Source organism: Nonomuraea sp. NPDC050328 (assembly GCF_044459405.1).
Classification (GTDB): Bacteria; Actinomycetota; Actinomycetes; order Streptosporangiales; family Streptosporangiaceae; genus Nonomuraea.
The window spans coordinates 292947-304098 of the sequence record NZ_JBITIW010000006.1; the positions used below are offsets into that span (position 1 = coordinate 292947).

Here is an 11152-nt window from a genome sequence, read left to right on the forward strand (position 1 = left end):
GCTCACTCCCAGCGGAAGGTGTGCCAGACCCGCGCGGTGCCGGCCCGGACCCACGGCTGGGCCGGGTCGAGGCCGACCGGCTCGAACGGCACGACCGCGCCGCCCCGCACGGGCACCGAGGCCGTCGTCCCCGAGGTGGTGCGGTAGCTGAAGGTCAGCTCCGCCCCCTCCAGCCGGTGCCCGCGCAACGCCACCCCGGACCCCGACCGCTCGGCGCCGAAGACGATCGGCTCGGCCCAGCGGGCCTCGATCTCCGCGGCCAGCGGCGGCCGGCCCGACTCGGTGCAGATCAGGTAGGGGTCCCAGGCATAGGAGAGCACCTTGCCGACCCGGCCGGCCGCGGCGGCGAGCTGCCGGTCGACCCGCTCCTTGGCCGCCCGGCCCCGCTGCGGGCCGTCCGGCCGGGAGCAGAGCCCGGCCTCCGGCGCCGGCTCGAACACCTCCACGTTCATCCACAGCTCCACGCCCTCGACCGGCCGCCGCGCCGCCGCCGCGAAGTAGTCGCCCGTCGAGCCCTGGTAGGCCTGCCCGTTGCGCACCTGCCCCACCGCGGGCACCAGCCCCGGTTCGACCGGCTCCTCGACCTGGTCGCCGCCGAACACGCCGACCTTGCCGGTGCCGCGCCCGTCCTGGACCGCCACCGCCATCGGCGAGCCCGCCCGCGTCGCGCCGAGCTGCGCCAGCCCCGCGGCGACCTTGGCCGGCGGGAAGCCGCGGTCGGTGTGGGCGTGGAAGTAGGGGCTGACCAGGATCGTGCCGCCCGGCAGCGCCCGCGCCACGCTCCGGTGCTGGTCGCGGTAGAGCGCCAGCACCGGGTCGTCGCGCAGCCGCTCGCGCATCGACATCTCGAACGCCTGGTAGACCCCGGCCACCTCGGCCCGTCCCCGGTAGCGCGCGGCGACCCGCTCGGTGAGCGCCTTGAGCGGCGCCATCGCCGACAGGTCCGGCAGCCAGGGCCGGCCCTCCTGCGCCGGAGCCGTCGGCAGCCCGGGGAAGACCTTCATCCCGAACGCCGCCGCCTCGCGCAGCAGGTGCCCGACGCCGTCGTCGGCCACCCGCACGATGATGAGGTCCCGCTGCGTGCCCTCGCACGGCACGAACAGCAGTTGGAAACCGCCCGGCACGTTCCGGTCGACGCCCGGGCAGCGCAGCAGCGCGTCGCCCATGTCCTCGCGCGCCTCGTAACCGAACACCCGCCGCACCCCGGCCAGCCGGTCGCACGGCTGCCCGTCCACCACGCACCCGGCCGCGCCCGTTCCGGGCAGCAGCCGCTGGCCCATGACCACGATCGTGTCCGCCCCGATCCGGTGCATCGCCTCCACCGTCCGCCTCGTCCGGCAGGCGTCGGCATCGGGGGAGACCCAGTACCCCGAGATCGGGTACGGCGCGGCCACCCGCGGATCCCGTGGCGCGCAGCCGCCCTGCTGACCGCCGGGCGGCCGGGCCGCGGCCCCCGGCGCCGGAGCGGCGGCCCCGCCCGAGCAACCGGCGACCGCCGCCGCCAGGAGGACGGCCGCCAGCCCCCGGCGAAGCCGGCTCAACGCGTGACGCGCCTTCAGTGCGTGCCCCATGCTCCCCGGTGCACGACCTCGTCCACCGGCTTGCGGCCCCGCTTGAGCGAGGGCGAGGGCCGGTCCTGGGCGCGGTACCCCACGCTGATCACCCCGATCGGCGTGTACGCCTCGGGCACCCCGAAGGCCGCCTTCACCCGGGTGGTGCGCTCGCCCGGCGGGATGCCGAAGAAGCACGCCCCGAGCCCGGAGTCGACCGCGGTGAGCAGCATCAGCAACGAGGCGAACCCGGTGTCGATGTCCCAGTACGGGACCGGCCAGCGCGACTCGTCGCGGTCGGTCCAGCCCTTGTCGGCGTCGGCGTACCGGTCGAGATAGGCCTGCTTGTGCGAGAACGGGATGATCAGCAGCGGCGCCCGCCGCAGCCCGGCCAGCCACGGGTCGTCGCCGCGCGACTCGACCGAGGTCTCCCAGAAGCGCTCGACGTCCGCGGGCGTGTCGAGGACCAGGAAGGCCCAGCCCTGGCTGAACCCGGCCGAGGGGGCGTGCAGCGCGTTGGCCAGGATCCGTTCGCGCACCTCCTCGGGGACGGGCCGGTCGGGATCGTAGTCGCGGACCATGCGGCGCCGCCGTACCACCTCTTGGAACTCCATCAGGCTCCCTTCACCTGACGCCCAGCCTTCCAGACGCCGGTGACATTGCGCGGGTCGGCCAGCACGGACAGGTCGGCCAGCGGGTCGGCGGCCAGGGTGATGACGTCGGCGTCGTAGCCCGCGGCCAGCACGCCGCTGCGCGGGGCCTGCGGGCCGAGGGTGAGCGGGCCGTTGGCGGTGGCGGTGCGGATCGCCTCCAGGGGCGTCAGCCCGCAGGCGGCCAGGCGGGGCAGCTCGCGGCCGTGCCGGCCCCAGGAGTTGGGGCGGCCGGCGCCGCTGACCGAGATGTCGGTGCCCATCGCCAGCGTGACGCCCCGCGAGTGCGCCAGCGCGACGGCGTCGGCGTGGGTCTCGGCGATGGTCTTGAGCTTGTCGAGGTAGAGGGCGGGCACGGTGCCGTCCTCCAGGAGCTCCTCGATGATGGTCCGGGTGGCGACCAGCGCCGCGCCCTTCTCCACCATCAGGTCGCAGACCTCCTCGTCGAGGTAGGTGCCGTGCTCGATGGTGGTGACCCCGGCCTCCAGCGCGGCGATCATGCCGGGCTTGCCGTGGCAGTGCGCGGCCACCGCGCGGTCGGCCATGGCGGCGACCTCGACCAGCGTGCGCAGCTCCGCGCCGGTGAACTGCTGGTGGATCGGGTGGTCCACGTCGGACAGCACGCCGCCGGAGGCGCAGACCTTGATCACCTTGGCGTTGCGCCTGAGCTGCTCCCGCACCGCGCGGGCGCACTCGTCCGGGCCGTCGGCCAGCCGGATCTCGCCGTTGTCCTGGACGTGGCCCTCGACCCACGACAGCGGCAGGCTGTGGAAGTCGCCGTGCCCGCCGGTGGTGGACAGGATCGCGCCGGCCGCGTAGATCGACGGCCCTTCCAGCGAGCCGTCCTCGACGCCCGCGGCCAGGTAGACGCCCAGCCCGCCGACCTCGCGGATCGAGGTGACGCCCGCGTCCAGGGCGGCGCGCAGGTCGCCCGCGCACCGGGCCGCGCGGAGCTGGGCGGGTACCGTCGCCATCCGGCCCGGCTCCAGGCTGGTGATGCCGAGCAGGTGGGTGTGGCAGTCCCACAGGCCCGGCATGACCACCGGGACGTGCAGGCCGGGCTCGCCCGGCGGGGCCTGCTCGGTGGGCCCGGCGTAGGCGATCGTGCCGCCGTCGAGGACGACGGTGCCGTGCCGTACCGGCTCGCCGTCACCTGGGATGAGAAGGTCTGCCGAGATTCGGGTCATGGGCGAAATCTAGCGGCGTGTCCGTCTCCGGGGTAGATCCTTCCGCGGGCCGCAGCCACAGGTGGGCGGTCAGCGTCACCAGGCCCACCAGCCAGCCGGTGAGCAGGCCGGCGTTCACCCCGTCGGCCATCCCGAACGCGCTCCAGACGCTGGTGGTGCCCGAGGTGAACCGGTCGGCCAGGAAGAACGCCCCCTCGCGCAGCAGCCCGGTGGCTCCGGTCACCAGGACCGCGCAGCCCCAGCCGAGCACGAACACCGCGCTGCCCGAGCCGCGCGGCCGTACCCGGCGGAGCGTTGTCCCCAGCAGGAGCATGAGCGCGACCGCGGCGAAGACGATCAGGGCCATCAGCGCGACCACGTCCAGCAGCACGTGCCGGGTGGGGTCGTCGTCCGGCAGCCAGGAGGAGCTGAGCGGCTCGGGAAAGCGCAGCGCGAACAGCGGGTTGAGGACGTCCTTGGCGATCGCCCGGTTCCGCGCCATCGCCCCCGTGGCCAGCAGCAACAAGGTCAGCACCAGGGCCGCGACCCCTGCCGTGGCGTACGGCCTGCTGTTGGTCGGCACCTCCGCTGCCGGTGGTACGGCTCGCGCGGTGCGGGCGTAGGTCACCGCCGCGGCGGCTCCGCCGATCCAGCCGAAGGCCAGCAGCCACATCCCGGAGCCCGGGCCCGTCAGGCTGACCGGCAGGGGCTGGCCGATGTAGCCCGGCCAGTACCCGCCCACTCCCCACAGCGCGAGCGGGCCGCTGACCAGCATCCCCATCGCCGTGCACGCCCAGCCGAGCATGAAGGCGGCGAAGAGCGCCCCTCTCGGCGGCAGGACCCGGCGCAGGCCGACCAGCAGCCAGTAGCAGACCAGGGGCAGTGCCGCGGCGGCCACCGCGAGCCAGATCAGCCGGGGGACGGAGTTCTCCGGGCGGGGCGTCAGCGGGTAGCCCAGCAGGAGGGACAGGAAGCTCAGCTCGTCCGGCAGGTGGGGGCGGAGGAACTGGGCCAGGATCCCGAGACCTGCCAGGGCGGCGATCAGCGCCAGCACGACCGCCAGCCCCATCCTCCTGGCCCGCGGCAGACTCACATGCGCCGGCCGAGTGACCCCGGCCTCCCTCGTCCCGACCGGCTCTGTCGCGGGTTGCCCCGCTCCGGTGTGCTCAGCCACAGAGGGTGCCCACCTTCTCCATCCCGGCCAGCCAGTCGGCCGGAGCGGGACCGGCCGCCTGCTCCAGCGCGGCCCGCAGCTCGGGGCTGTCGGCCTGCGCGGCCACGGCCAGGACCTCGCGCCGCCGCCGCCGGTCCTCTGCGCTCTTCCGCTGCTCCATCTCCTCGATCAGCCGGTCGAGATCCTCCAGCTCCACGTCCAGCTCCAGCGGCTCGCCGAAGAGGTCCTCCGGCGCCGTCGGCACCGCCAGCGGGGCCCTGGACGGCCGGGACGACGGCTGCGCCACCTCGGCCGGCATGACCGCCCGGAAGAACCCCGCGCACGCCCGCCCGTCCGGCCACAGCGCCGGATGGGTCGCCCCGAGCAGACCCACGGCCACGACGGCCGCCACCGCCACGGCGAGCAGAGCCCGGCGTGGCGCCGGCGGTTCGTCGTGATCCATGCGCCGACGCTAGCGAGGACCGTTATCGATTCCCTTTAGGTCTTCGTGATCCGGACCGCGTCGGCGATCACGTACCCGGTCCCGTTCGTCCAGCGGCTCACCGCCACCAGGTTCTGGCTGCCCGCCTTCAGCTTGAAGGAGCCCAGGCTCTGCCAGGACCCGCCGCCGGCCCGCTGGTTCACCGTGACGGTCTGCACCCCGCTCGCGGTGCTCACCAGGTACGGCGTCGCCGAGTTGTACCCGGCGTTCGACGGGTACCACACGTCGATCCGGTAGGTCCCGGCGTTCGGGACCGCCGCCTTGAACCACGCGGCGTCGGCCACCCGGGCCGGGCTGGCGAAGCGGTAGTCCTTGCCGAGCTTCTGCCCGGAGAAGGTGGAGCTGCCCCAGTTGGCGCTGCCGGTGGGCCGGTCCACCACGAGGCTCCACGCGCTCGGGTTGCCCGGCGGGGGACCGCCGTTGACGAGCTGCATGAAGCGGTTCCAGTTCCAGTGCGGCCCGGGGTCGGTGTGGTCGGCGCCGGGCACCTCCTTGTGGCCGATGATGTGCCGCCGGTCCTTGGGAATGCGGTACTTCTCGCACAACGCCTTGGTGAGCGCCGCCGAGGCGCGGTACATCGCGTCGGTGAACCAGCCGCTGTTGTTGATGTAGCCCTCGTGCTCGATGCCGATCGAGCGCCGGTTGTAGCCGCTGTTGCCGGCGTGCCAGGCGACGTCCTTGTGCCGGACCATCTGCGTGATGTCGCCGTCCTTGGAGCGGATCACGTAGTGCGCCGAGACCCGGGACCGCGGGTTCTGGAACCACGAGATCGAGCCGGCGTAGGAGCCCTGGGTGACGTGCATGACGATGCGGTCGATCGGAGCCCGCCCGGCCGAGGTGTAGTTGCGCGGGCTGGCGGCGACCCAGTGGGCGGCCGGGTAGTCGGCGCTGACCACCTGGGCGAAGCTGCGGGCGTCCTCCAGGTCGCCGCGCTGCGGCTCGATGGGGTTGGCGAGCACGGTGATCGTCTCGCTGCCGACGGTGGCCGACAGGCCGTTGGCCAGGACGTCGTAGACGGAGTCGGTGTACAGGCGCTTGACCTCCTCGGCCTCGGCTCCGCCGTACTGCGCGACCGCGGAGTACCAGGCGGTCGGGTCGTCACGGTTGATGGACCCGGCGAGGGAGCCGAGGTAGGCGGCGCCGCCGTAGATGTTGGCGGCGGTGTCGGTGCGCAGCTTGTCGGCCGGCTGGCCGGTGAGCTCGGCCGCCTTCTCCAGCGGGCCTGGGCTGACCAGGTGCATGACGCCGTAACCGCCGCTGGCGCTGGGCCGGCCGTCGTGCCCGTCGAAGCGCGTCTCGGTGTAGGCGATGGCAACCAGGAGGTCGGTTGGCACGTCATACGCGGCGGAGGCTCTGGCGAAGGCCTCGGTGAGCGGGCCCGCCGAGACGGCGTGGCCCGGCGCTTGGATAAGGGCGAGCAGCAGCGTGACGGCCGCCGCCAGCCGGGCGGTCAACATGGGGAAAGCTCCCTTCGAGGGGTGATGACGCGTGCACCCTACGGAGGGGGTTGGGGAAATATCGCCTCATGTGACGATTGGGGTATGACTGCTTGACACGTGGGGGCCGATAGCCTTGACGGGTGCGTATCGCAAGGTTCTCCACAGGGGAAGGCGTGTCCTTCGGCGTCGTCGAGGGCGAGTTCATCGCGGCCGTCGCCGGGCACCCGTTCAACCAGATCCAGTTCACCGGCGAGCGGTTCCCGCTGGCCGAGGTGCGGCTGGTGGCGCCCATGCTGCCGAGCAAGGTCGTGGCGATCGGGCGCAACTACGCCGAGCACGCCCGCGAGCTGGGCAACGAGGTGCCGGACGAGCCACTGATCTTCATGAAGCCGTCGACCTCGGTCATCGGGCCGGGCGAGGCCATCGCCTACCCGACGGCGCTGTCGGAGCGGGTCGACTTCGAGGGCGAGCTGGCCGTCGTCATCGGCCGCCTGTGCCGCGAGGTGCCGGTCGAGCGGGTCAAGGACGTCATCTTCGGCTACACCTGCGCCAATGACGTGACCGCGCGCGACCTGCAGAAGAAGGACGTGCAATTCACCCGCGCCAAGGGGTTCGACACGTTCTGCCCGATCGGCCCGTGGATCGAGACCGACCTCGACCCGTCCGACCTCGCCCTGACCACCACGGTCAGCGGCGAGGTACGGCAGAGCGGACGCACCAGCCAGCTCATCCACGACATCCCCGCGCTGGTCTCCTACGTCAGCGCGGTCATGACGCTGATCCCCGGCGATGTCATCCTGACCGGCACCCCCGCGGGCGTGGGCCCGATGGAGGTCGGCGACGAGGTCAGCGTGGGCATCGAGGGCATCGGCACCCTGACGAACAAGGTGGTCTCCCGTGATTAGGGTTCGCTTCGCGCCCTCCCCGACCGGCATGTTCCACGTGGGCGGCGCCCGCACGGCACTGTTCAACTGGGCGCTGGCCGAACAGTCGGGCGGCACCTTCGTGCTGCGCGTCGAGGACACCGACGCCACCCGCAACAAGCCGGAGTGGACCGAGGGCATCATCTCGGCGCTCGACTGGATCGGCATCAACGGCACCAACAAGGTGTTCGAGGGCCCCTACTTCCAGTCCGCCTTCGAGCCGCAGCACCGCGAGGCGGTCGCCAAGCTCCTGGCCGACGGGCGCGCCTACCACTGCGACTGCACCCGCGAGGACCTGGTCGCGCGCACCGGCTCCGAGCACCGCGGCTACGACGGCCACTGCCGTGAGCGCGGCCTGACCGAGGGCGCGGTCCGCTTCCGCACCCCCGACGAGGGCGTCACCGTCGTCGAGGACGTCATCCGCGGCCGGGTGGAGTTCCCGAACGAGGCGCAGGAAGACTTCGTCATCGCCCGCACCGACGGCTCCCCGCTGTACGTGATCGCCAACGCGGTCGACGACATCACCCAGGGGATCACCCACGTCGTCCGCGGCGAGGAGCACCTCGGCAACGCCGCCAAGCAGGTCATGCTCTGGCCCGCGCTCGGCAAGGAGCCGCCGGTCTGGGCGCACCTGCCGGTGATCGTCAACGAGCAGCGCAAGAAGCTGTCCAAGCGCCGTGACAAGGTCGCCCTGGAGTCCTACCGGGACGAGGGCTACCTGGCCGAGGCCATGGTCAACTACCTCATGCTGCTCGGCTGGGGCCCCGGCGACGACCGCGAGATCATGCCGTGGGCCGAGATGATGCCGCTGTTCAAGCTGGAGAACGTCAACTCCGCCAGCGCCTTCTTCGACGAGAAGAAGCTGCGCGCCTTCAACGGGGAGTACATCCGGGCGCTGCCGCTGGAGACCTTCGAGGAGCGCTGCCTGCCCTACCTCGACCCCACCTGGGACGCCGAGCTGTTCAGCAAGGTCGCCCCGCTGGCCCAAACCCGCATCGGCGTCCTGGGCGAGATCCGGCAGAACGTCGACTTCCTCTTCCTCGACGAGCCCGTCTTCGACGAGGCCTCGTGGGACAAGGCGATGAAGAAGAACCCGGTCGAGATCCTCACCGGCTTCCTGGCCAAGCTGGAGACGGTCGACTGGGACCCCGAGTCGATCAAGGCCGCCCTGCTGGAGGTCGGCGAGGCGGTGGGCATGGGCCTCAGCAAGGCCCAGGCCCCGGTCCGCGTCGCCATCACCGGCCGCACGGTCGGCCTGCCGCTCTTCGAGTCGATCGAGGTGCTGGGCCGGGCGAAGTCGGTCGACCGCGTGCGTGCCGCGCTGGCCAGACTGACGGCGTGACCCCTGACCCCAGGACACCGGCCGGCGCGTGAGGCACCGGCCGGTGTTCGGCTTTTCGGGGATCTCCGGGAAAGGCCGGTGAATCGCGGAACGAACCTTGCCGCAATAGTTCCTACCGTATGCGGTATGACGATTCTCGTTACCGGCGCCACCGGCGCCGTCGGCCGCCACGTAGTCCGCGAGCTCCTGGAGCGGGGCCAGCAGGTCCGCGCGATGACCCGCAACCCGGCCAAGGCCGCCTTCCCCGCCGAGGTCGAGGTGGTCCAGGGCGATCTGACCGACCTGGCCTCCTTCGCCGCCGCCCTGGAGGGTGTGCGGGCCGTCCACCTGATCGACGTCAGCGGCGACGACTACACCCCGCTGCGCAACGGCGAAGAGATCGTCCAGCTCCTGGCCGGCCGGAAGGTGACCCTGCTGTCGAGCTGGGGCGAGGGCACCCTGGAGCCCGCCCTGCGCGCCTCCGACCTCGACTGGGCCTACATCCAGCCGACCGAGTTCATGTCCAACGCCCTGGCCTGGGCCGAGCCGGTCCGCAAGCACAACCGCATCGAGGAGGCCTTCGCCTCGACCAAGACCGTCATGGTGCACGAGGGCGACATCGGCGCGGTCATCGCCGTCGTCCTCACCTCGGACGGCCACACCGGCCGGTCCTACGGCCTCACCGGTGGCGAGCGCCTGGACATCCCGGCCAAGGTCCGCCTGCTCGGCGAGGCCATCGGCCGGGAGATCGAGTTCGTCGAGCTCACCGTCGACCAGCTCCGGGAGAAGTACCGCAGGGAGGGCGTGCCCGAGCACATGGTGGACTTCCAGATCCGCGTCTTCGGCGAGGTGGCGGAGGACGCCTACCAGCCCTCCAGCACGGTCCAGGACCTCACCGGCCGCCCGCCGCGCACCTTCGCCCAGTGGGCGGCCGAGAACGCCGACGCCTTCCGCTGACGCGCCCCGCGATGCGAGCCGGGACCGGCCCGCATCGGCCGCGCGGGTCAGGCCGGGATGCAGTTCGGGTCGCGGAAGTTGACCAGCTCCATCGGCAGCTTGTCCAGGACCTCCACCTTCTGCACCGCGTGCCCGGAGACCAGCTCCCCCTTGGCGTCCAGGACGTTGAACCCCAGGTAGCGGTAGGTCTCCGGCTCGAAGACGAGCACGGCCCCGTCGGGGGTGGCCACGCCGACCCCGGTGCGGTCGAGGGCGTCGGTGGCCTTGGGCAGCAGCCGGACGCCCTTGACCTCCGAGACGAGCTGGAACAGCCCGGCGCGCAGGCTGGGCCGTACCGCCGCCCGGTCGAGCAGCTTGGTCAGGGTGTAGATCTCCCGCTTGTCCGGCTCGGCCGGGTGCTCGGCCACCGCCTGCCGTACCCGCTCGCGCAGCGCGGGCAGGTCGGTGGGCCACCGCGCCATGTCGGCGTAGGTGGTGCCCATCGTGCGGTCGAAGCTGTCGCCGCACAGCTTGTGGAGGGTGACCTGCTCGCCCTGCCGCATGATGAACTCGCGGGTGGACCAGTCGGCCGGGACCCAGTCCTCCCGCGGCTCCGAGTCGGTGGCCGAGAAGCGGTCCCGGCCGATCGAGTGCACCACCTGGCCGGGCCGTGGAGCCAGGTCGGGTTCGGCGGCGGCCGCCTCGGCGGCCAGGGCCAGCACGTCCTGCGCGCTGGCCGGCGCCGGGTCGGCGCCGATCTGGACCACCACGAAGGTGGCGGTCAGGGCCGCGGCCAGCCCCCCTGCGACCGCGAACCGGAACGCCGGCCGCCCGCGCCGGGGCGGACCGGCCCGCATGCCGTCGAGCAGCCTGCGGCGGGCGGGGTCCAGGGTCTGGCGGTCGGCGGGCGGGATCTCCGCCCACAGGGTCTTGAGCTCGTCCATCAGTCGGCTCCCAGGGTCTCGCGGATCTTCTTACGGGCCCGGTTGAGCCGGGATCGGACGGTTCCCACCGGGATGGCCAACGCCTGCGCGACCTCGTCATAGGTGAGGTCGGCCCAGGCGACCAGCAGCAACACGTCACGATCGGCTCGCTTGAGACCGAGCAGCGCGCTCGCCAGCGGCCGGTTGACCGCCAGCGTGGAGACGCCGTCCTCCAGCTCGTAGAAGGGGTGCACGCCGGTGCGCACGTAAGCCCGGTACAGGTTGAGCTCGGTACGGCGGCGCTTGCCGATCACGTTGGAGGCGATGCCGTACAACCACGGCCGGGCGTCGGGCCGGGCGGCGTCGTAGCGCTCCCGGCTCTGGAAGGCGGCCAGGAAGGTGTCGGCCACCACGTCCTCGGCGGCGTCTGGCCCCAGGCGGCGGACCGCGTAGCGGTGCAGCAGGGGCGCGTGCCGGTCGAACAGGACGGCGAAGATCTCCGGTTCACGGAGCGAGTGATGGATGAGACTCGCGTCGTCGGACTGTGCGACTTCGCGGGTGAGAGTCATGCATGGCAACCCTTCTCGGG

The 11152-nt window shown here is 72.5% G+C and carries 11 protein-coding genes; 3 read left to right on the forward strand and 8 right to left on the reverse strand.

Annotation, left to right across the window (positions count from 1 at the left end; genetic code table 11):
- Positions 1 to 2: 2 nt before the first annotated feature.
- The 6 genes from ACIBG7_RS23980 to ACIBG7_RS24005 all read right to left on the reverse strand — a co-directional run bounded on the left by ACIBG7_RS23980 (position 3) and on the right by ACIBG7_RS24005 (position 6478).
- On the reverse strand, positions 3 to 1571 hold the full coding sequence (locus ACIBG7_RS23980) for a hypothetical protein (protein ID WP_397337643.1): 1569 nt from the start codon (positions 1569 to 1571) through the stop codon (positions 3 to 5).
- Positions 1556 to 2164 (reverse strand): nitroreductase family protein, encoded by a 609-nt coding sequence (locus ACIBG7_RS23985; protein WP_397337644.1) that lies wholly within the window; start codon positions 2162 to 2164, stop codon positions 1556 to 1558. Before ACIBG7_RS23985 ends, ACIBG7_RS23980 begins: the two co-directional genes overlap by 16 nt.
- Entirely contained in the window at positions 2164 to 3387 is a 1224-nt protein-coding gene (locus ACIBG7_RS23990) for an amidohydrolase family protein (protein WP_357927884.1), read from the reverse strand. Before ACIBG7_RS23990 ends, ACIBG7_RS23985 begins: the two co-directional genes overlap by 1 nt.
- Entirely contained in the window at positions 3350 to 4459 is a 1110-nt protein-coding gene (locus ACIBG7_RS23995; RefSeq protein WP_397337645.1) for a hypothetical protein, read from the reverse strand. Before ACIBG7_RS23995 ends, ACIBG7_RS23990 begins: the two co-directional genes overlap by 38 nt.
- 73 nt (positions 4460 to 4532) lie before the next feature.
- Entirely contained in the window at positions 4533 to 4982 is a 450-nt protein-coding gene (locus ACIBG7_RS24000; RefSeq protein WP_397337646.1) for a hypothetical protein, read from the reverse strand.
- Between the two features lie 35 nt (positions 4983 to 5017).
- On the reverse strand, positions 5018 to 6478 hold the full coding sequence (locus tag ACIBG7_RS24005) for an N-acetylmuramoyl-L-alanine amidase (protein ID WP_397337647.1): 1461 nt from the start codon (positions 6476 to 6478) through the stop codon (positions 5018 to 5020).
- A 122-nt stretch (positions 6479 to 6600) separates the two neighbouring features.
- Between ACIBG7_RS24005 and ACIBG7_RS24010 the strand changes: the two genes are divergently transcribed.
- The 3 genes from ACIBG7_RS24010 (at position 6601) to ACIBG7_RS24020 (ending at position 9661) form a co-directional block, all read left to right on the forward strand.
- Entirely contained in the window at positions 6601 to 7365 is a 765-nt protein-coding gene (locus tag ACIBG7_RS24010) for a fumarylacetoacetate hydrolase family protein (RefSeq protein WP_397337648.1), read from the forward strand.
- Between the two features lie 28 nt (positions 7366 to 7393).
- A complete protein-coding gene (gene gltX / locus ACIBG7_RS24015; protein ID WP_397337775.1) occupies positions 7394 to 8725 on the forward strand; it encodes a glutamate--tRNA ligase in 1332 nt (443 codons plus the stop codon).
- A gap of 126 nt (positions 8726 to 8851) precedes the next feature.
- The gene (locus ACIBG7_RS24020) at positions 8852 to 9661 is read left to right on the forward strand and encodes an NAD(P)H-binding protein (RefSeq protein WP_357927875.1); all 810 of its coding nucleotides are present in this window, start codon (positions 8852 to 8854) and stop codon (positions 9659 to 9661) included.
- A 47-nt stretch (positions 9662 to 9708) separates the two neighbouring features.
- Here the strand turns inward: ACIBG7_RS24020 and ACIBG7_RS24025 are convergent, their stop codons facing one another.
- Together ACIBG7_RS24025 and ACIBG7_RS24030 are read right to left on the reverse strand one after the other, a co-directional pair.
- A complete protein-coding gene (locus ACIBG7_RS24025) occupies positions 9709 to 10584 on the reverse strand; it encodes a CU044_5270 family protein (protein ID WP_397337649.1) in 876 nt (291 codons plus the stop codon).
- A complete protein-coding gene (locus tag ACIBG7_RS24030; protein WP_397337650.1) occupies positions 10584 to 11132 on the reverse strand; it encodes an RNA polymerase sigma factor in 549 nt (182 codons plus the stop codon). The genes ACIBG7_RS24025 and ACIBG7_RS24030 overlap by 1 nt, the downstream gene beginning before the upstream one ends.
- Positions 11133 to 11152: the final 20 nt, after the last annotated feature.

Coding starts and splice junctions, on each gene's coding strand:
- ACIBG7_RS23980 (WP_397337643.1), bottom strand. CDS start 1,571: ATGGGGCACGCACTGAAGGCGCGTCACGCGTTGAGCCGGCTTCGCCGG.
- ACIBG7_RS23985 (WP_397337644.1), bottom strand. CDS start 2,164: ATGGAGTTCCAAGAGGTGGTACGGCGGCGCCGCATGGTCCGCGACTAC.
- ACIBG7_RS23990 (WP_357927884.1), bottom strand. CDS start 3,387: ATGACCCGAATCTCGGCAGACCTTCTCATCCCAGGTGACGGCGAGCCG.
- ACIBG7_RS24000 (WP_397337646.1), bottom strand. CDS start 4,982: ATGGATCACGACGAACCGCCGGCGCCACGCCGGGCTCTGCTCGCCGTG.
- ACIBG7_RS24005 (WP_397337647.1), bottom strand. CDS start 6,478: ATGTTGACCGCCCGGCTGGCGGCGGCCGTCACGCTGCTGCTCGCCCTT.
- gltX (WP_397337775.1), top strand. CDS start 7,394: ATGTTCCACGTGGGCGGCGCCCGCACGGCACTGTTCAACTGGGCGCTG.
- ACIBG7_RS24020 (WP_357927875.1), top strand. CDS start 8,852: ATGACGATTCTCGTTACCGGCGCCACCGGCGCCGTCGGCCGCCACGTA.
- ACIBG7_RS24025 (WP_397337649.1), bottom strand. CDS start 10,584: ATGGACGAGCTCAAGACCCTGTGGGCGGAGATCCCGCCCGCCGACCGC.
- ACIBG7_RS24030 (WP_397337650.1), bottom strand. CDS start 11,132: ATGACTCTCACCCGCGAAGTCGCACAGTCCGACGACGCGAGTCTCATC.